This is a genomic window from Sphingomonas sp. (genome assembly GCF_019242355.1).
Taxonomy (GTDB): Bacteria; Pseudomonadota; Alphaproteobacteria; order Sphingomonadales; family Sphingomonadaceae; genus Sphingomicrobium.
Map to the genome: position 1 here is coordinate 1 of NZ_JAFAVR010000169.1, position 19,253 is coordinate 19,253.

A 19,253-nucleotide genomic window follows, 5' to 3' on the forward strand; every position below is an offset into this window, starting at 1 on the left:
GGGATCGGCACCTGCGCGCGGCTCGCTCGAGCAAGGGACCAAGCGCGAGCTGAGACGGATAGGCACGCCGCCAAGCGGGCCCGCAGGCCTCCAGCAGCATCGCCTCGCTGGCCCCGAAGGGGTAGACGAACTCCCGGCCCGCGGCGGCGATGTCTGGCGTGTCGAGCCAATCGCGCGAGCGCTGCTCGAGTTTCACCGCCGAAGCCTGGACGGCGGCATCGGGGAAGCGCTTGCCGAGCTGTATCTCGGTCCAGCGCGCAACGCCTTCCTTCCACAGTTCAAGCTCGGCGTAGCGCCAGTTCCTGGTGCCCACGGTTCGCGCTAGGGCGCGCCGCTTGATCAGGTAAGCCTGCAGCTTCGCCCGGAAGTTGAGATGGCCGCGCGCATCGAGCGCATTGGCAAGCGACCGTGACGCCGCGCCAAGCGCCGCGACGGTGTGCGCTTCCGCATAGGGGAACGGGAAGTTCAGCATCCACATGCCGGTCTCGTCGCCGTCGCTGAGATCGAGTTTGGCGACGCGGCCGTAGAAGCCGGGAAGTGCGTCCTGCCACTGGTGGAAATGCTCGTGCAGGATCGTGCGCGTCCAGTCGGCATCGCTCCGGCCGGTCGCTTGCGGCGTGCCCATGACGATTGTGGACGGCGGCCCGAAGACCGGCATTGCGGCCAGCAGCCCCGCCGGCAGACTGCCGCGCGGGCGGATGCCGCTCGAGCATCCGGTGATCGGATCGCGTCCAGCCACGATGAAGCCGTCCGGAAGGGTGGCACGGCAATAGAGGCGCTCATTGGATGGCGAAATGAACAAGGCATCGAACGGCGCCCGCCCAAATCCTGGCCACAACGCATCGCCGCGGTCGAACACGAAATCCCGGATCGATCGGAAGCGCTGCAGACTTGCCGGCAATGCCGGGTCGGAGGGGAACGCTTGCAGGGCGACTGAGGCTGTGAGCGCCAGGACGGCGATGCTTGCAACCATCGGCCAAGGCTGCGCTGCCGCCCCGGGCCGATAAACAGCCATTCGACCAACGGGTGTCGTTGATCGTTGACCGCCACTCGCGCTTCGCCCTAGGTCGCCTCGACGGGAGCAAAGTTGATGCAGAAAATCCATCCCAATGCCGACGCGGCGCTCGACGGACTTCTGTTCGACGGCATGACCATCGCCGCCGGCGGGTTCGGCCTGTGCGGGATCCCGGAACGCCTGATCGATGCGATCGTCGCAAGCGGGGTCAAAGACCTCACGATCGCCTCGAACAATGCCGGTATCGACAATGAGGGGCTCGGCAAGCTGCTGCGGACGCGCCAGGTCAGGAAGATGATCTCGTCCTACGTCGGTGAGAACAAGGAGTTCGAGCGGCAATTCCTCGCCAAGGAGCTGGAGGTCGAATTTTGCCCGCAGGGGACGCTCGCCGAGCGGATGCGTGCCGGCGGCGCCGGCATTCCCGGCTTTTACACCAGGACCGGCGTTGGTACCCAGGTCGCGGAGGGCAAGGAGGTCAAGCAGTTCGACGGCGAGGATTACATCCTCGAACGCGGCATCCGCGCTGACCTCAGCATCATCAAGGGCTATAAGGCCGACGAGACCGGCAACCTCGTCTTCCGCAAGACGACCCGCAACTTCAACCTGCCGGCCGCGACCTGCGGCAAGGTCTGCGTCGCCGAGGTCGAGGAGATTGTGGCCGTCGGTGCGCTCGACGCCGACTGCATCCATTTGCCGTCGATCTACGTGAACCGGCTGATCGACGGCAGCCCGTACGACAAGAAGATCGAATTCAGGACTGTCAGCGAAAGGGCTGCGGCATGATGAAGGTTGCACTGGCCCTGGCGGCGGGCGCGTTGTTCGCCACCCCGGTGGCCGCGAAGCCTAGCGCGGCCGACCTTGCCGCGATCGACCAGACCATGCACGATGTCTACGCGGTGATCTCCGGCCCTGCCGGGCAGAAGCGCGACTTCGACAAGATGCGCTCGCTGTTCGCGCCCAACGCGCTTCTTCGGGTCATCACGGACAAGGGCATTCGCGGCGGCGACCTCGACAATTACATCGCCAAATCGGGCCCGATCCTTGAGAAGGAAGGCTTCACCGAGCATGAGCTCGGCCGCCGGACCGAGGTCTATGGCAACCTCGCCACCGTCTGGTCATCCTACGACGGCCGCACCCAGAGCGGCAGCTTCCACGAGCGCGGAATCAACAGCTTCCAGCTCGTCAAGGTCGACGGCAAATGGCTGGTGGCCTCCATCCTGTGGCAGGAGGAAGGCACACCCGTCGTGTTTCCGCTGCCCAAGGACATGCTGACGGAGAAGAAATAGCCGATGCCCTGGGACCGCAACCAAATGGCCGCGCGCGCAGCCAAGGAGCTGGAGGACGGCTTCTATGTGAATCTCGGAATCGGCATCCCGACGCTGGTGGCCAATCACGTGCCGGACGGCGTCACGGTGACGCTGCAAAGCGAGAACGGGATGCTCGGCATCGGCCCGTTCCCTTATGACGACGAGGTCGACCCCGACCTCATCAACGCCGGCAAGCAGACCGTCAGCCAGCTGCCGCTCACCAGTTATTTCGACAGCGCGACCAGCTTCGCGATGATCCGCGGCGGCCACATCGACCTTGCGGTCCTCGGCGGGATGGAAGTCAGCCAGGAAGGCGACCTTGCCAACTGGATGGTGCCCGGCAAGATGATCAAGGGCATGGGCGGCGCGATGGATCTGGTCGCCGGAGTCAAGAAGATCATCGTCGTCATGGAGCACACCTCCAAGGCCGGTGAGCCGAAGTTCATACCGGAATGCACGCTGCCGCTAACCGGCAGGAACGTCGTCGACATGATCATCACCGACCTCGCCGTGTTCCAGCGCAGCAACCACCTGAGCCCTTTCAGCCTGATCGAACTGGCGCCCGGAGTCACCGCCGACGAGGTGCGCGCCAAGACCAGCGCCCGCTACGACGACTAAGGGCGCTAACATGCTCAACCGGTTCGTCGCCCGCTGGAGCGGCACGCGCGCAGCTCAGGTCTTGTTCTGGGCGGCGGCCCTGTTCGCGCTGGTGATGGCGCTCCTGCCGCACCCGCCGGAGGTGCCCGGCAATCCCAACGACAAGGTGCAGCACATCATGGCCTTCGCCTGCCTTGGCGTGCTTGGCACGGCCGCCTTTCCGCGCCGATCGACCCTCTCGCTGATTGTGAGCCTCTCCGCGTTCGGCGCGGTTATCGAGGTCCTGCAGGCGATCCCGGTCCTTCACCGTGACAGCGACCCGCTCGACTGGCTCGCCGACACGATCGCCTGCGGCCTGGTACTCCTCGTCCTGCGCTGGTGGATAGGCCGCGAGCGCTAGCGCGTTGCGCCGGCCCGCCCGCCGACCTATTTGCAGGCGAACAGCAACGAGGGGACCCCATGACCACCTTCGACGAGCGCGAGCGGGCCTTCGAGACCAAGTTCTCGCATGACGAGGAAATGACGTTCCGGATCACCGCGCGGCGCAACCGACTGCTCGGCGAATGGGCGGCGCGGCAGATGGGCCTCTCGGACGCCGAGGCCGAGGCCTATGCCCGCGACGTGGTCCGCTCGGATTTCGAGGAGGGGGGCGACCATGACGTCGTCCGCAAGCTGCTCGGCGACCTCACCAATGCCGGCATCGAGTGCGACGACGCCCAGATTCAGGCGGCGCTGCGCAACAAGGAAATCGAGGCGCGGCGCCAGATCATCGAATCGACGAACCTGTAAGGCCGCCACGCATGCCGATGCCCGCAAGCGAAATCGAGGCGCTGATCAAAGCCGCAATCCCGGACGCCGAGGTCACGATCCGCGACCTTGCCGGCGATGGGGACCATTATGCGGCGAGAATCGTTAGCGGCAGCTTTGCGGGCCTTAGCCGGGTCCGGCAGCACCAGGCTGTCTACGCCGCGCTCGGGGGACGAATGGGGGGTGAGCTTCACGCACTGCAGCTCGAGACGGCAGTGCCGAAAACCTTGGAGACCAATAGTGACTGACGCCTCATCCCGCATCGCCGACATCGTCAAGGCCAACGACATCGTCCTGTTCATGAAGGGCACGGCGCTGTTCCCGCAATGCGGCTTCTCCAGCCGCGCGATCGCCATCCTCGACCGCCTCGGCGCCAGGTACGAGACAGTCGACGTGCTTCAGGACCAGGACATCCGCCAGGGTATCAAGGCCTACAGCGAATGGCCGACCATCCCTCAGCTATACGTGCGCGGCGAGTTTATCGGCGGCTCCGACATCATGATGGAGATGTACGAGAGTGGGGAGCTGCAGCAGCTGGTCGGCGCAGACGCCTGATCCGCGCCGCGGGAGCCGAAACGAGGAAGGGGCGGTGCGAGGGGACCAGAGAACCCATCGAACCGCCCCTTCGTGGTGTGGAACCAAGTGGACGGGATAAATATAGCAATCCGCGTGCCAAATCGAAGAAGTGACGGATTTCGGTCATTTCTTGCTTGAAGGTCAATCAACGACCATGCCCGATGCGTAAAATATTCCGACAGAACATGCGCCTTTCGGACGTCACTGGCACTTTGTCGCCCGCGTCGGGTTGGGAACGGCGATGAGCCGCGACGATCCCTCCACCCGCGACGGCCCGCGATTGTTCTGCGATCTGACGCAGAGCTGGTCGGAAGTCGGCGGTGGCGTGCGTACCTACCTGCTGCACAAGCGACGGCACATCCTCGATTCGACGCCCCACCGGCATCTAATGATCATTCCCGGCGCGGAGGATTCGGTCGTCGAGGAGGGGCGGTCGGTCACCGTCACCATCCGCTCTCCGCGCGTGCCGGGGAGCCCGAACTATCGGTTGCTGCTGCGAAACGGCGCGGTCCGCCGAGCGCTCGACCAGTTCCGGCCCGACCTCATCGAATGCCAGGACGCGTACAACCTGCCGTGGTCGGCGATCCGCCATCGCCGGCGATTCGCGGCAACTGCCCTGGTCGCCGCCTACATGACCGATTTTCCGACCGTTTATGGCGAGAGGCCGTTGTCGCGGCTGGCCGGCCGAACGCTCGCCGGCTTCGCTGCGCGGCTCGGCTACGCCTACGCCGGCGCTCTCTATCGCCGCTTCGACGCCGTCTTCGCGTTGAGCGAGAATGGCGGCGCGACGAAGCTGCGCAGCCTCGGGGTCCCGAACGTCGACGTCGTGCCGCTAGGAGTGGAGGTCGGCGAATTCGGCCCGACCAAGCGCAGCGCGTCGCTCCGTCGCAAGCTCGGGCTCGCCGATGGCCAGCCGCTGATCGTCTATGCGGGCCGCCTGGACGGTGAGAAGAAGCCCGATGTCGTTGTCGAGGCCTTCCGCAAGCTTCCGCCAGCGCTCGGCGCCAGGCTCGCGCTTCTCGGCGAGGGGCCCCTCAAGGCCGAGATCGCGGAGCTCGGTGATCCCCGGATCGTCATGCCGGGCTATGTCCGCAGCCGTTCGGAACTCGCGACCTGGCTTGCAAGTGCCGAGATCTACGCGTCCGGGATGGCCGACGAGACGTTCGGAATCTCGATCATTGAGGCGCAGGCATCGGGGCTGCCGGTCGTCGGCGTCAAGGCCGGCGCGATGATCGACCGGGTGCCAGCCAGCGTCGGCCGACTCGGGCCGGTGGGCGATGCCGATGCGATGGCGGCCAACATCCTGTCGGTCTGGTCCGGGGATCGCGCCGCAATTGCCGCGGAAGCGCGCGACCATGCGCTCCAGTTCGGCTGGGAACGCAGCATGGAGGCGCTGTTCGGCCGGGTCTATCCCGCCGCTCTGGCGCTGCGGACGGCAAGCGCGCCCGAGGGTGGGGCGGTCGCTGCCAACCTCGCAAGCGCCTGACTGGCAGCAGCGGCGGCTTGGACGCGCCCTACGCCACGCTCGAGACGCTGGAGCCCGGCATTGCCCGGCTGCTCGCGCACAACCCGTCCGCGTTCACCTTCACCGGCACGCAGAGCTATATCGTCGGCAGCGACAGCATAGCCGTAATCGATCCCGGCCCTGACCTGCCCGAGCATGTCGAGGCGCTCGTGGATGCAATTGCCGGCCGTCCCGTCCATGCGATCCTGTGCACGCACACCCATCGCGACCACAGCCCGGCCGCGCGCGACCTCGCCGAACGCACCGGCGCCCCTATCGTGGGCTGCGCACCGCTCGCTCTCGCTGCTGTCGGCCCGCGTGCCGACGCGTCGTTCGATGGCGACTATCGGCCCGATCGCGTGCTTGCGGACGGCGAGAGCATCGACATCGACGGCGAGCCGATCACCGCCGTCGCGACGCCCGGCCATACCTCCAACCACCTCTGCTTTGCCTGGCGCGGCGCCTTGTTCACCGGCGATCATGTCATGGGATGGTCGACCACGGTGGTCGTGCCTCCGGACGGCGACATGGCGGACTATATGGCAAGCCTCGACACGCTGCGACAGCGGGGCGACCGCGTCTACTATCCCGCGCACGGGCCAGCCGTGACCAACCCCGCGCAATATGTGCGCCACCTCATGGGCCACCGGATGCAGCGCGAGCGCCAGATCGCGAAGTTGGTCGCCGAACGCCCACGGGCCGTTTCCGACATCGTCGCAAACGCCTATCCGGGACTCGATCCGCGCCTCACTGCGGCTGCCGGTGGATCGGTGCTCGCTCATCTCCTGGACCTCGAGCGGCGCGGCCTCGTTGAGCGGGAAGGAGACGCATGGACCGCCGCCTGAACCGACCCCTGATCATTGCCGCGATTGTGGTCGCCCTCGCGCTCGGCGTCCTGCTTGGCATGGCCAGCGGCATTGCCGACAGCATCTTCGGTCCGAACCCCAAGACCATCGCCAATGCCAGCCTGCAGTCGATGCGCGCGCAGAACCGGCTGACCGTTTTCGCCGCCCGCTATGTGTCGGTAGTGTCGAGCCAGCAGCAGCGCCTAGGCGGCCTGGTCAGCTCGGAACGGACGCTGATACTGCCCGGCGACGTCCGCTACGAACTCGACTTGTCGAAGCTCCAGAACGGCGATGTGAGCTGGGACGGTACTGCCCACACGCTCAGCGTAAAACTGCCGGAGATCGAGATCGCCGGCCCCGACGTCGACCTCAATGCGGTCAAGGAATATGGCGGCGGCGGCGTCCTCTCGGCGCTCACCAATGCCAACCAGCAGCTCGACTCGGTGAACCGCGCCCGAGCCGTTTCCGACCTTCGCACCCAGGCGAAAGGCCAGGTGCCGATGCAGCTTGCCCGCCAGTCGGCGCGAGCCGCGGTCGAGCGCAGCTTCGCGATGCCGCTGGTCGCTGCCGGGTTCAAGGATGCGAAGGTCGTCGCACGCTTCCCGACCGACGGCGCCGCCGATCCGTCCTATCTCGACCTGTCGACGCCCTATGACGAGGCCATCGCCAACGCCGAGCGGATCCGCCGGCAGGAGGCCGCGGGCGGGCGCTGAGGAGGGTTCACGATATGGTTAACCTCTGCTAGAACCCGACTCCGGGGAACAGATACGGGGGTATCGACATGGCGACCAATGCCGATGCGGGCTTCGCGTCGCGGACTGCCGCGCGCGGCTTCATGGCCGACCAGTCCTTTTTCGCGCGCTACGCGATCGTGCTGGCGCTCTTCATCATTGTCGCGTTCGCTCAATTCTCGCTGCGCGGCTTCGTCGACATCCGCAAGATGCCGCCGGTCATTCACGCGCATGCGTTGGTAATGATGACCTGGCTCGGCCTGTTCGTCCTCCAGAACCAGCTCGTGCACCGTGGAGAGCTTGCTCTTCACCGAAAGGTCGGCTGGGCATCCGCAATCGTCGTCGCTGCCGTGGCAGTCCTCGGCTGCGCGGTCGGCTATACGGCCCTGTCGATGCACATGGTGCCGCCGATCTTCACGCAACCTTATTTCCTGTCGCTGACCGTCATCGAAGCGACTGCCTTCGCGGCAACCGTGGCCTGGGCGGTCAGCCTTCGCCGCCGCACCGAATGGCACCGACGGATCATGTTCGGCGCGACCTTCCTGCTCCTCGAACCCGCGCTCGGCCGCTTGCTTCCGATGCCGTTGCTCGGCGACTACGGCGAATGGGTGGCGCTGCTCGTCCAGCTCGTCTTCGTCGGAGTCATCGCCCGCCACGACCGCAAGGTCCTTGGCCAGGTGCACCCGGCGACGATCGCCTGCGCGGCGATCCTGATCGGCGTTCACTCGCTCGTGTCCTTCGCCGCGATACTTCCGCCGGTCGTTTCCGCCGCCAGCGCGGTTGCAGGCACCTGATCGCCTGCATATCTCCTCCAGTGACGGGCGGTGCGGGGCCGCCGTCGCTGGAGACGTGAATGACCGCTCTTTCGCCCGGCCTCAAAGGCGTTGACCTGCTCGCGGAGATCGAGCGGCTGAAGCGCGAGCGCAATGCGGTCATCCTCGCTCATTACTACCAGAAGCCGGAAATCCAGGACCTCGCGGACTTCGTCGGCGACAGCCTCGATCTCTCCCGCAAGGCAGCGGAAACCGACGCCGACGTGATTGCCTTCTGCGGCGTCCGCTTCATGGCCGAGACGGCCAAGATCCTCAGCCCACAGAAGACCGTGATCCTGCCCGACATGGATGCCGGCTGCAGTCTCGAGGACAGCTGTCCGCCCGATCAGTTCGCCGCATTCCGTGCCGCCCATCCGGACCATATCGCACTGACCTACATCAACTGTTCGGCAGCGGTGAAAGCGCTCAGCGACATCATCGTCACCAGCAGCAGCGCGCACATCATCCTCGACCAGATCCCGAAGGATCAGAAGATCATCTTCGGTCCCGATCGGCATCTTGGCGGTTATCTGCAGCGCAAGCTCGGGCGCGAGATGCTGCTATGGCCGGGCATCTGCATCGTCCACCAGGCCTTCAGCGAGACCGAACTTTTAAAGCTCAAGGCCGAGCATCCCGGCGCACCGGTCGCGGCACACCCGGAATGCCCTCCGCACATCGTCGACCATGCCGACATGGTCGGATCGACTCGGGCGATTCTCGATTTCGCGCTGGAAAGCGACGCCGACACGATCCTCGTCGCGACCGAGCCGCACATCATTCACCAGATGCAGAAAGCGGCGCCCGACAAGACCTTCATCGGGGTCCCCGGCGGCGACGGCAACTGCAACTGCAACATGTGCCCCTACATGGCGCTCAATACGCTCGAGAAGCTGTACGTGGCGCTTCGCGACCTCGAGCCCAGGATCGAGTTATCCCCCGAAATCATGGGCCGCGCGCGCGTGCCGCTCGAGCGGATGCTGGAGATGGCTTCGTCGACCGTCGGCAAGGGCGATGTCGGCAAGCCGATCCTTCCGATCGTCGACCACCCGGAGGAGATAGACCAGGCGATCAGCGGCGACTGACGGCGTTCATCCGCCCGCAATTAACGAGCGCGCCGTATCGTTCTGGTGCACCATCTCGCCGTTATCCGGCTCTCGATGGAAACAGCAGCGCACCCAATCCGTTTGCTGACCGAAACCAATCGAATGAGGTTTGCTCAAATGACCAGCTTTACCCGAATTGCCACTGCCTTTGCGCTCGCTGCCACGACCGCGACCTCGATCGCCGTTCCCGCGGAGGCCGCCACATATCGCCATCACTATTATGGCCGCACGTACTACCGTCACCACGTCTGCCGCTACTCGCGCGGGAACACCGGCGCTGTCGTTGGCGGCGTCGCCGGTGCGGTCGCGGGTCCCAGCATCATCGGCCACGGCCTGCTCGGCGCGGCGGCCGGCGCGGTCGGCGGAGTCGTCGCCGGACGAGCGATCGACCGCACGGCGACTGCCCACCGGCGCTGTTACTACGTTCGCTAAGCGTTGAAGCGGGCGCCGATGCCCGCTCCGGCACCGGTTCGGCCGCGTGAGCGCCTGGTGGCGCTCACCGCGGTCGCGCTCGTCCAGGGCGGCCTGGTCCTCGCCCTGATCAGCGGTTTCCGGGTCGACGTCCAGCGCACCCGGGACAGCGTCGAGCGGGTGATCGACATGACGCTGCCGAAGCCGCCTCCGCCCCAGACTCCGCCACCGCCGCGTAAACCGGTTGTGCATCATGCCGAATCCGCCCCCAGGGCCGCGCCGGCGGCGCCCCGCGGCGGGCCAGGGCCGAAGCCGGCGCCAGTTCACCCGGCGCCTCAACCGATCGTTGCAGTCAAGCCCAGCGCGCCCGCGTCGGGCGGCGGCAACGGCGTCGGTCCAGCACTCGGCACGGGTGCCGGTGGCGGCACCGGCGGCAGCGGCAATGGCGCGGGCGAGGGCGGCGGCGGGACCGATCTCGAACAGATCGCGGGCGAAATCACTTCGCGTGATTATCCGCGCGACCTTCGCGACGCCGGCGTCGGCGGCCGCGTCTCCTTCACCTTCACGGTCGAGCCGACGGGCCGCGTCGGCCGCTGCACCGTCACTCGATCAAGCGGCGCGGCCGAGCTCGACGCCCTCACCTGTCGGCTGGTGCAGCAGCGTTTTGTCTACCGCCCGAGCACCGACCGCTTCGGCCGTCCGATTGCCGACGAGGTCGATGGCGATCACGACTGGATCGCCGGCGGGCGCTAGCGGCTCGGTCCGAGCTCGCCCTCGATCGTTGCCGTCTCCGGGTGATGCTTGTCGAGGTGCCGCTTGATCATGCGCAAATTATAGGTGTTGGACCTGAACAGCAGGGTCGGGATGACGCCCACGACCGGCACCACGGACGCCAGTCCAAGCAGCCAGTTGACGCCGACATTGCCCGTCATGCGCGCGATCTTCCACCGCGACATCCCGAGATTCTTGGCTTCCCAGACGATGTAGGCGCCGAGCGCCGCCGCGGCGATGTCGCCGACGACGGGAACAAGATCGAGCATCGCGTCGAGCCCGACCTCACGCTTGATGCCCGGGATCGTCACCAGCCGCTCCAGGATTCGCTCCATTGCTTCGACGCGCTGCCGCACCGACGCGGGATCGGTCCCGACCGGCAGGTTCAGGCGCGCTTGTCCGGGCATTGCGTCAGTTTCCTCCTGGGTTCAGCCGTTGTTCCAGGTCGGTGAGCGTATGACGGGCGTAGCGGTTCCCGGCGAACCCCGTCACCCGCTCGGCGACGAGCGACCAGCGGACGGGGGCCGCGAGCGGGATGAACAGCTGCGCATTGTCCATCGCGGCCGCGGCCTGGCCCAGCAAGGCATAGCGCTGCGCCGGGACCGCTGTCTGCCGCGCCGCGTCGAGCAGCTGGTCGGCGGCAGCATCGCAGACCGGGACCTGGTCGCAGCGGAAGCGGCGCAGGAACCAGGCGGCCGAGGTCGACGGCGCGACCTCGTCGACCAGGGCCAGGTCGGCGGACTTGAGGTCGGGAGCGGGCTCGACCAGGATTCCCACCGCGCCCCAGTCGGCGGTCAGGCGGTTGAGCAGCATCCTTGCGCCCGGCCCTTCCGGCAGGAAGACGCGCAGGGTCGGTTTCGGGTCGCCCGTGGGCAGGAGCCGCGCCGCCGTCGCGGCAATCGCCGAGCGCCGGTCGCTTAGCACGGTCCCGAACCAGGCCGGCTGCGCCACGGTGGGCATCCCGTCGAGATTGGGTTCGAGCAATGTCGCGCGCGCCGCCAAACCGGGGACATGGAGCGCATCGACCAGCGCGCCGCGGTCGATCGCCTGGCTGAGCAGCTGCCGCACCTCGACATTGTCGAGCAGCCCGCCCGAGCGCACCGGCACCAGGCCGAAGAGTCCGGACGCCGGGTCGAACTGCAGCGCCTGCGCGGTCTGCTTCCGGGAAAGCGGATAAGGCAGGTCCGCAAACGTGCCACCCAGAACGATATCCGCCTTGCCGCCGCCGAACGTGTTGATCGCCTGGACGATGTTCGCGCCTCCAAGCAGCACTTCCTCGCGCCGCGCCGTCCCTTCCTCGTCGCCGTCGGCCGCCTGCTCGCGGACCAGACGCAAGTCGCCGCCAGCGGCGGTGCCGCCTGCGACTGCGAACGGGCCGGTTCCTGCGCCGTCCCGGGCAATCGCGAATTCAGGCTGCGCGAGGATCTCCAGAAGATTCGGCCGGGGCGCGCGAAGCTCGATGTCGACGACTCGATCCGTCATTGCGACGATGTCGCCGACCGCGCCCAGCGTATCCTTCAGCGGATCGTTGCTCGACGTGGCAACCAGCCGCTTCAGGATGCGAGCGACCTGCTGCGCGGTCACCTTCTTGCCGTCGGGCCAGTTGGTGGTCGCGATTCGGAAGATATAGGTGAGGCCGTCGTCGCTGACGTTCCATCGCTCTGCGAGGCCGGGCACGATCTGCCCGGTCGCATCGAACCGGACCAGCCCCTGCGCGGCGTTCGCCATCAGGACCGCGTCCGGCGCGGCCAGCGGGCCGGCGGCGAGATCACGCATCTGCGGCGCTGCGGCGCCGATGACGAGCACGCGCGTCGATCCTTGTGGCTTGTCGCTGCAGCTCCCGGCAAACAGCACCGATGCGACGGCCAAAGCGGCGGCAAGGAAGGCCCGAGGCATCGGCACGGTTTAGTCGCAAGCCGCCGTTCAGCAAGCGTCTGGATATATCCGGGCCGCTGTTTTACTGAACTAAAGCAGTAGCGGCGTGAGGCGGAGTCGGATCTAGGGTGACCGATCGGGACGGTAACTGGAACGACGTCTGGAGCAACGGCGGCCATCCGGTCGAGGAGCTGCCCGATCCCTTCGCGGGCGACTCGCCGGAACCGCTTGCGCCGGAGGAGCCGCCGCAACGCCCGCGTCGCCGCCGCTGGCCGATCGTCCTCTACAGCATCGCCGCCCTGATCCTCGTCACGCTCGTCTGGCTGGTCGTCACCGCGCCGCTCGGCCGCGCGCTCGAACCGCTTAAGGATCCGGCCCTGCTGCTGGTGTCCGCAGACGGCCAGGCGATCGCTCGCCGCGGCGCGCTCAAGGAAGCGCCGGTCGACGTCGACAAGCTCAATCCGATCACTCCGGCCGCTTTCGTCTCGATCGAGGACCGGCGCTTCTATCGCCACTGGGGCATCGACCCGCGCGGCATGGCCCGTGCCTTCGTCGCCGACATGCACGGCGGCGGAGTCCGTCAGGGCGGCAGCACGATCACCCAGCAGCTGGCCAAGACCAATTTCCTGACCGGCGACCGGACGATCAAGCGCAAGGCGCAGGAAATCATCATCGCCTTCTGGCTGGAAGCCTGGCTGACTAAGAAGGAAATTCTCTCCCGCTACCTGTCGAGCGTCTATTTCGGCGACGGCGTCTATGGCCTGCGCGCAGCGGCCCATCATTATTTCAACCGTGACCCCGAGCATCTGAGCCTCGCGCAGTCTGCGATGCTCGCAGGCATGGTCCAGGCGCCATCGCGCCTTGCGCCGACGCATAATCTCGCCGCCGCCCAGAAGCGCAGCCAGCTCGTGCTCGGGGCAATGGCGAGCACCGGCGCGATCAGTCCGGCCCGCGCCCGCTCGGCAGTGCTTGCGCGGCCGGTCGCCCTGACCTCGCGGATTCCGACCGGATCCTATTTCGCGGATTGGGTGACGCCCTATGCGCAGGCCGCCCAGGCACCGGATTTCGGCGAGGTGAAGGTCCCGACGACCCTCGATTCCAGTCTCCAGCGGCTCGCGATCCGCGCCGTCTCGCACGCGCCCCTCGGCGGCGCCCAGGCAGCGCTTGTCGCCATGCGCCCCGACGGCCGCGTCGTCGCCATGGTCGGCGGCAAGAGCTACCGCGACTCGCCCTTCAACCGGGTGACCCAGGCCCGACGCCAGCCGGGCTCGGCGTTCAAGCTATTCGTCTATCTCGCCGCGATGCGCGCTGGCTGGACGCCCGACAGCATCGTCCAGGACAAGCCTGTCACGATCGAGGGCTGGAGCCCGGCCAACAGCGACAGGGTCTATCGCGGCCCGATCACCCTGCGCGAGGCGTTCGCCCGGTCCAGCAATGCCGCCACCGTCCGGCTCGAGGAAGCGGTCGGCCGCAATAACGTCATCCGCGCCGCCCGGGACCTCGGCATCTCGACGCCGCTGCCGAACAACCCAAGCCTCGCGCTAGGGACCTCGGGAGTCAGCCTCCTCGAGCTGACCTCCGCCTATGCCGCGCTCGCCGGCGGCCGCTATCCGGTCGTCGCCCGCGGCCTCCCGCAGGTGCCGCAGGAAACCGGCCTGTCGGCCTTCTTCAGCACGCGCGGGGGGCTGGACAGCCGGCGCGACCAGGCGCCGATGCTCGACCTCCTCTACGCCGCCGCCAACACCGGCACCGGCCATCGCGCCGCGCTTGCTGTTCCGACTTTCGGCAAGACAGGCACGACGCAGGAGAACCGCGACGCCGTCTTCATCGGTTTCGCCGGCGACCTCGTGGTCGGCGTGTGGATCGGCCGCGACGACAACACGTCCCTCGGCGAGGTCAGCGGCGGAACGCTGCCAGCCGAGATTTGGCACAATTTCATGACTTCCGCGCTCGCCATCGACCATCATGGCGCGCCTCCGCTCCCGTTCGATGCGCCGCGCCGCCCGCAACCCTCCGACGATGACCGAAAGAGCCCGCTCCCGGCCGACTGGAGCAACAGGACGAAGGAGCTTCGCGATCTAGGCGACGCCCTCGCCCATCTGTTCGACGAGCGATAGGTCGGCTCTCCCCGGACTGGAGGAAAGCTCCCGCAAGTCCGTCCGAATTGGTTAATCCTCGGGAACCTCTGGCCTTAAATCTTTCTCAACCAGTGAGGCCTATTTCCCAATTCATCCTACGCGGGAATGCCCAGCGCAGGTGGGGAAGCTGCTTCCCGGATGGAACCAAGGGAGACCAGAGATGGCCACGATTCGTAAGCTGTTCAAGAACGAGAAGGGCGCGACCGCCATTGAGTACGGCCTGATTGCCGCCCTCATCGCCGTTGCCGCCATTGGCGCGATGACCGCGATCGGCTCGAAGCTGAGCTCGACGTTCAGCAACGTTTCGACCTCGCTCTAAGCGACAGCGAAACAAGGATCAGGCGGTGGCGCTTCGGCGCCGCCGCCTTTTTCTTTGCCTGCGGAAAATGCCGCTCGGCGCGTCCAGGACGGCCTGCGCGCCGTCCTCGATCAGGGCTGCGGCACCGGCGCGCCCGCCGGATAGGTCTGCACCGTCGTCGTCGTGGTGACGATTCCTCCGACCCGGCGAACGATGTGCGGGGTTACGATGATATAGAGCTCGGTCTTGCTGGTCGTCGACTTGTCGGTCCGGAATGCCTGGCCGAGCAGCGGGATGTCGCCGAGCAGCGGCACCTTGGTCTTGGTATTGATGACGTCGTCCTGGCTAAGCCCGCCGATGACGAAGCTATCGCCGTCGCGCACCGTCGCCGCCGTCTCCGCCTCGCGCTGGCTGATGGTCGGATAGCCCTGGCTGAAGCCGGTGACGCTCGACACTACCGCGAACACGTGGCTGGACACATAGCCGTCGTTGCTGACTCGCGGCGCGATCTGCAGGGTCACGCCGACGTTCACATATTCCACCTGTTGCTGGACGCCGTTGACGCCGGACAGCTGGATCGAAGTCAGGATCGGAAGCGCATCGCCGGTGATGATCTTGGCGGTCGAGCCGCTCTGCGCGGCGATCCTGGGCTTGGAGACGATACGCCCGTTGCCCTTCTGGATCTGGGCATAGACCGCCGCCTGGAGCCCGACGCTGGTCAGGTGGCCGGACAGGATCGGGTTCCCCTGCCCGTCGTAGCGGCCGGTGCCCTGGCTGTAGCCGACCGGAATGAACTGGCCCGACCCGGCAGTGAACACCGCGATCTGGCCGCTGGAATTGGCGAAATCGATGCCGATCGAACGCGCGCCGGATTCGGTGAGCTCGACGAACTGGGTCTCGAGGATGACGCTGTCGAGCGGCACGTCGATGGCGGCGATCATCGCCTTCATCCGGGCGATATAGTCGGGCGCGCCGCGCAGCCACACGGCATTCAGCCGGCGGTCGATCGCCATCCCCGCGTCGATCGACTGGCCGAGCGGGGTGTCGTCGCTGCCCGGCGCCTGGGTGGTCGGGCCCGGATTATAGGTGTTGCCGGTCAGGCTGTTCGACCCGAACGCCGGCTCGCTGGGATTGAACACGTCGTTCGACTTGACGCTAGCGGCCTGGCTCAGCAGCCCGACGACCTCGCTGACGTCGGCATATTTCAGCCGCACCATCTCGAACGCGTCGCCCGGCGTATAGCCCATCGGCGGCGGCACGTCGGCGGCAACAGTACCCGGCTGGTCGGTCTGCACGGTAACGGCTGGAGCGCCGGTCGACACGGTCACGTCGATGGTCTTGTCCCCGCTGGGCGCGGCGGTCACGCTGGACGCCGAGGTGACCGCGAAGCGAAGGATGAGGATGTCCTCGAACTTGTCGAAGGTGATCTGGCGCACCAGCCCTTTGAGGTTCGCCGGCGTCACGGCGCTCGATCCGCGGGTGGTCAGCGCCAGGCCGAGCGCGGGCCGGTTCACGTCATTGCCGACCGGCGCGAACCCGTTCGCCTTGGGCTCGAACGCGAGCTGCAGCCGGGTCTCCTGAGGGGACTCCGTCAGCACCGTGATCTTGGTCAGGGTCGCGGGCGCGGCCTGCGCGAACGCTGCTCCGCCGGTCGACAGCAGCAGGATCGCGGCAAGGAAGGTGAAGAGACGCCGGACGCCCGTGCGGTCGAAGAGACGGTTCAAGAACGGCATTCCAGCTGGATTCAAAGCACTTAATCGACGAAGCCTAAGGGAAAGCACGGACCGCGGCAAGCGCGGCCCGTGCCTGTCCTGGCGACTCGAGGCCTTAGAAGGCGCTCGTGCCGTTCGGCGTTCCAACGCCCGTCGGGCCGTCATAACCGGCCTGCGACGAGCAGTAGTAGGTGCCGCCGCAGGTTCCGTTGGTGCCGCCGGTCACGTCGTTGATCGCCGCGGCATTGCCAAGGTTCTTCCAGAGGTTGTTGGCATCGCCGGGGCCATGACCCGTCACGCCGTAGATGCCGCCGACCAGCGGAGCAGCAACGCTCGTTCCGCCGAACACCATCCAACCCGAACGGCTCCTGCTGGCAGGTCCGTAGACGGCGACGCCCGTGTTCGGATCGCCAACGGCGGCGACATCCGCTTCCATGCGCTTCGTGCACAGCCCATCGGTCTCGAACGCCGGCTTGGCGTAAGTCGTGCTGCAGCCGCTGCCGCCCGAGGTCCAAGCGGTCTCGTTCCAGCCGCGGGCGTTGCTGGCCTTGACCAGGCTCGTGCCGCCGACGGCGATCACATGCGGCGACGATGCCGGGAACTGGGTCCCGTAGCCGCTGTCGCCGGTGGACACGGTCACTGCCCTGCCGGGCTGGTTGTAGGCCGATTCATAGCTCGTTGAGCCGCTCTCGCTGCCGCCATAGCTATTCGAGATCACCGTCGCGCCGAGGCTGGCCGCGGTGCGGACAGCCGCCGCGAGGTTCGCCAGGGTCGCGCTGTTCGCCTCGACGAGGATCAGCTTGCAGCCGGGGCACATGGCGCTGGCCATGTCGAGGTCGAGGGCGGATTCCTGGGACCAGCCGGTATCGTCGCGCGGATAGCTGCTGGTGCCGCCCGACTGGTTGACCTTCCGGAAACAGCCGTTGGCGGTGGTGCAGGCCGGAAGCCCATATTGCGAGCGATACACGCCGAGGTCGGACTCGGCCTTCGAATAGCCGCCCGAATCGACGATCGCGATCGTCGCCGTGCCATTGGTCGTGATCTTGTAGGCCGAGCGCAGGTCGACGGGCCCATAGCCGCTCGGAGCGCCTACGGCGTTCGGGTTCATCTTGCCGTTGAGTGGATTGCCACGCGCGTCGGTGACGACATGCGCGAAGCAACGCGCGGTGCCGATCGCATTGTGGCGCGCGCAGACGGCGACGTGGAACGTGTGGCCGCTATGCTCGATCGCCTGCGCGCTTTGCGCATTCGCAGGCACGGCCGAAGCGACGCCCACAGCGCCGGCAAGAGCAATCATTCCCCATGTTTTCAGACTCATAACAAGACTCCGATTCTCCCAGGACAGGGATGTCGGAGGCTGACAGCGCCACGCGCAAATGCAACTGGCCATATGGCCGATTCTGTCCCGCGTTCCCGGTTTCATCGCGTCACACAGTCGCTTCGTCGTGAAGCCAGCAACCGGGCACTGCTGTCAGAACCTTCTTAACCCTTGACCTAGCATCATAATCGGATGGTCAGGATCATCGCTTCTGCCGCCGTCGCAACCGTCACGATCGTCGGTCTCGTCAGTTCGCCGGCCCCCGCCCAGGCGGTTTCTTTCGGCGTTCCGACCGGCGCCGCGACCGGAGAGCTCGCGGTCCGGCTGCTCGCTGTCCAGAACCATGAGCGGCTGCTCGTCGGCCATGCTCCGCTCGTCTGGGACCCGGCGCTCGCGGCGTCCGCAGCGAGCTATGGCCCAGTCCTCGCTCGTCTCCACCGCCTTGCCCATTCACCGCGAGAGAGCCGCCCGGGTCAGCGCGAAAACCTTGCGATGGCCTATCACGGCACCCTCGCCCCCGAACAGCTGGTCGGCATGTGGTCGGCGGAGAAGCGCTTCGTTCGTCCGGGCGTCTTCCCGGCGGTCAGCGCAAGCGGCAATTGGGAGGACGTGGCTCATTACACGCAAATGGTGTGGCCGACGACGACGCATGTCGGCTGCGCGCTCTACCAGGCCGACTGGGATTATCTGATTTGCCGCTACTCGCCGCCGGGCAATATCGACGGCAAGCCGGTGTTCGTCGCCGCCGGAGCGTCGGGAGCCACGCTCGCCGCTCGCTAGCCGGCGCGCAGCCTCTCCTCGGCCAGCAGAATCGCAGCGGCGGTTGCGGCCTCCGCGTCCATTGCGCTCGTATCGAGCAGCATCGCATCCTCGGCCCGGCGCAACGGCGCCGCCTCGCGGCCGCTGTCGCGCTCGTCCCGCGCGCGGATGTCGGCCAGGACATCCTCGAAATGGGCCGTCATGCCCCGCGCCGCCAGTTCCTTCGTCCGCCGCTCGGCTCGCACCTCCGGCGACGCTGTGACGAACAGCTTCACCTCCGCCTCCGGCGCGATCACCGTGCCGATGTCCCGCCCGTCGAGCACTGCGCCGCCCTCCTGCTCCGCGAACTCCCGCTGTCGCTGCAGCAGCGCCGAGCGCACGCCCGGATAGGCCGAGATCGACGAGGCGATCATCGACACCGGCTCGCTCCGCAATTCCTCATCGTGGGGATCGAGACTGATATTGTCGCACGCCCGAAGCGCCTCGAACTCGCTGGCCGGGTCGCCGCCCCAGCGCCACAGGTTCAGCGCGACCGCTCGATAGAGCAGCCCGGTGTCCATGTGCGGCAGCCCGAAATGCGCTGCGAGCGCGCGGGCGATGGTGCCCTTGCCGCTGGCCGCCGGCCCATCGACGGCGATGATCATGCGCTTTCCACTCCGGCGGCTCACGGGCGT

At 66.9% G+C, this 19,253-nt stretch carries 23 protein-coding genes; 17 read left to right on the plus strand and 6 right to left on the minus strand.

Features of this window, described 5'->3' with window-relative positions; all coding sequences use genetic code 11:
- Positions 1–973: hypothetical protein (locus tag JOZ79_RS08490; protein ID WP_294073190.1), on the minus strand; the 973-nt coding region annotated here is incomplete at its 3' end.
- 117 nt (positions 974–1,090) lie between these two features.
- On the opposite strand from JOZ79_RS08490, the gene JOZ79_RS08495 reads away from it, so the two are divergent.
- The 14 genes from JOZ79_RS08495 to JOZ79_RS08560 all read left to right on the plus strand — a co-directional run bounded on the left by JOZ79_RS08495 (position 1,091) and on the right by JOZ79_RS08560 (position 10,461).
- Positions 1,091–1,798, plus strand: coding sequence for a CoA transferase subunit A (locus tag JOZ79_RS08495; protein WP_294073249.1), 708 nt, complete (start codon positions 1,091–1,093; stop codon positions 1,796–1,798).
- On the plus strand, positions 1,795–2,301 hold the full coding sequence (locus JOZ79_RS08500) for a DUF4440 domain-containing protein (protein ID WP_294073192.1): 507 nt from the start codon (positions 1,795–1,797) through the stop codon (positions 2,299–2,301). The genes JOZ79_RS08495 and JOZ79_RS08500 overlap by 4 nt, the downstream gene beginning before the upstream one ends.
- Before the next feature lie 3 nt (positions 2,302–2,304).
- The gene (locus JOZ79_RS08505) at positions 2,305–2,940 is read left to right on the plus strand and encodes a CoA transferase subunit B (RefSeq protein WP_294073194.1); all 636 of its coding nucleotides are present in this window, start codon (positions 2,305–2,307) and stop codon (positions 2,938–2,940) included.
- Positions 2,941–2,950: 10 nt separating this feature from the next.
- Positions 2,951–3,319: a hypothetical protein gene (locus JOZ79_RS08510; protein ID WP_294073196.1), complete on the plus strand. Its 369-nt coding sequence runs from the start codon at positions 2,951–2,953 to the stop codon at positions 3,317–3,319.
- A gap of 59 nt (positions 3,320–3,378) precedes the next feature.
- Positions 3,379–3,708 (plus strand): DUF1476 domain-containing protein, encoded by a 330-nt coding sequence (locus tag JOZ79_RS08515; RefSeq protein WP_294073198.1) that lies wholly within the window; start codon positions 3,379–3,381, stop codon positions 3,706–3,708.
- Between the two features lie 11 nt (positions 3,709–3,719).
- A complete protein-coding gene (locus tag JOZ79_RS08520) occupies positions 3,720–3,974 on the plus strand; it encodes a BolA family protein (protein ID WP_294073200.1) in 255 nt (84 codons plus the stop codon).
- The gene (gene grxD, locus JOZ79_RS08525; protein ID WP_294073202.1) at positions 3,967–4,281 is read left to right on the plus strand and encodes a Grx4 family monothiol glutaredoxin; all 315 of its coding nucleotides are present in this window, start codon (positions 3,967–3,969) and stop codon (positions 4,279–4,281) included. Before JOZ79_RS08520 ends, grxD begins: the two co-directional genes overlap by 8 nt.
- A gap of 262 nt (positions 4,282–4,543) precedes the next feature.
- Positions 4,544–5,788 carry a glycosyltransferase gene (locus JOZ79_RS08530; RefSeq protein ID WP_294073204.1) on the plus strand — a complete coding sequence of 415 codons (1,245 nt, stop codon included), beginning with the start codon at positions 4,544–4,546 and terminating at the stop codon, positions 5,786–5,788.
- Between the two features lie 17 nt (positions 5,789–5,805).
- Entirely contained in the window at positions 5,806–6,651 is an 846-nt protein-coding gene (locus tag JOZ79_RS08535; protein WP_294073206.1) for an MBL fold metallo-hydrolase, read from the plus strand.
- Positions 6,636–7,364 carry a DUF4230 domain-containing protein gene (locus JOZ79_RS08540; protein ID WP_294073208.1) on the plus strand — a complete coding sequence of 243 codons (729 nt, stop codon included), beginning with the start codon at positions 6,636–6,638 and terminating at the stop codon, positions 7,362–7,364. Before JOZ79_RS08535 ends, JOZ79_RS08540 begins: the two co-directional genes overlap by 16 nt.
- A gap of 68 nt (positions 7,365–7,432) precedes the next feature.
- Positions 7,433–8,176 carry a hypothetical protein gene (locus JOZ79_RS08545; RefSeq protein ID WP_294073210.1) on the plus strand — a complete coding sequence of 248 codons (744 nt, stop codon included), beginning with the start codon at positions 7,433–7,435 and terminating at the stop codon, positions 8,174–8,176.
- Positions 8,177–8,235: 59 nt separating this feature from the next.
- Positions 8,236–9,276, plus strand: coding sequence for a quinolinate synthase NadA (gene nadA, locus JOZ79_RS08550; protein WP_294073212.1), 1,041 nt, complete (start codon positions 8,236–8,238; stop codon positions 9,274–9,276).
- A 138-nt stretch (positions 9,277–9,414) separates the two neighbouring features.
- Complete coding sequence (locus JOZ79_RS08555; protein WP_294073214.1) at positions 9,415–9,729, plus strand: hypothetical protein; 315 nt, start codon at positions 9,415–9,417, stop codon at positions 9,727–9,729.
- A gap of 18 nt (positions 9,730–9,747) precedes the next feature.
- On the plus strand, positions 9,748–10,461 hold the full coding sequence (locus tag JOZ79_RS08560; protein ID WP_294073216.1) for a TonB family protein: 714 nt from the start codon (positions 9,748–9,750) through the stop codon (positions 10,459–10,461).
- On the opposite strand, the gene JOZ79_RS08565 is transcribed toward JOZ79_RS08560, so the two are convergent.
- Positions 10,458–10,886, minus strand: coding sequence for a DUF4112 domain-containing protein (locus JOZ79_RS08565; protein ID WP_294073218.1), 429 nt, complete (start codon positions 10,884–10,886; stop codon positions 10,458–10,460). The genes JOZ79_RS08560 and JOZ79_RS08565 overlap by 4 nt on opposite strands.
- A 4-nt stretch (positions 10,887–10,890) precedes the next feature.
- Positions 10,891–12,375, minus strand: a complete 1,485-nt coding sequence (locus tag JOZ79_RS08570; RefSeq protein ID WP_294073220.1) for an ABC transporter substrate-binding protein — start codon at positions 12,373–12,375, stop codon at positions 10,891–10,893.
- Between the two features lie 107 nt (positions 12,376–12,482).
- On the opposite strand from JOZ79_RS08570, the gene JOZ79_RS08575 reads away from it, so the two are divergent.
- Positions 12,483–14,471, plus strand: coding sequence for a transglycosylase domain-containing protein (locus JOZ79_RS08575; RefSeq protein WP_294073222.1), 1,989 nt, complete (start codon positions 12,483–12,485; stop codon positions 14,469–14,471).
- A 181-nt stretch (positions 14,472–14,652) separates the two neighbouring features.
- Complete coding sequence (locus JOZ79_RS08580; protein WP_294073224.1) at positions 14,653–14,811, plus strand: Flp family type IVb pilin; 159 nt, start codon at positions 14,653–14,655, stop codon at positions 14,809–14,811.
- A 110-nt stretch (positions 14,812–14,921) separates the two neighbouring features.
- Here JOZ79_RS08580 and JOZ79_RS08585 read toward each other — a convergent pair whose 3' ends face one another.
- Both JOZ79_RS08585 and JOZ79_RS08590 read right to left on the minus strand, forming a co-directional pair.
- Positions 14,922–16,514 carry a secretin N-terminal domain-containing protein gene (locus JOZ79_RS08585; protein ID WP_294073226.1) on the minus strand — a complete coding sequence of 531 codons (1,593 nt, stop codon included), beginning with the start codon at positions 16,512–16,514 and terminating at the stop codon, positions 14,922–14,924.
- A gap of 103 nt (positions 16,515–16,617) precedes the next feature.
- Positions 16,618–17,799: a hypothetical protein gene (locus JOZ79_RS08590; RefSeq protein WP_294073228.1), complete on the minus strand. Its 1,182-nt coding sequence runs from the start codon at positions 17,797–17,799 to the stop codon at positions 16,618–16,620.
- A 213-nt stretch (positions 17,800–18,012) separates the two neighbouring features.
- On the opposite strand from JOZ79_RS08590, the gene JOZ79_RS08595 reads away from it, so the two are divergent.
- Positions 18,013–18,600, plus strand: coding sequence for a CAP domain-containing protein (locus JOZ79_RS08595; RefSeq protein WP_294073230.1), 588 nt, complete (start codon positions 18,013–18,015; stop codon positions 18,598–18,600).
- On the opposite strand, the gene cmk is transcribed toward JOZ79_RS08595, so the two are convergent.
- Positions 18,597–19,223, minus strand: coding sequence for a (d)CMP kinase (gene cmk, locus JOZ79_RS08600; RefSeq protein ID WP_294073232.1), 627 nt, complete (start codon positions 19,221–19,223; stop codon positions 18,597–18,599). The two genes, JOZ79_RS08595 and cmk, sit on opposite strands and share 4 nt — an antisense overlap.
- Positions 19,224–19,253: the final 30 nt, after the last annotated feature.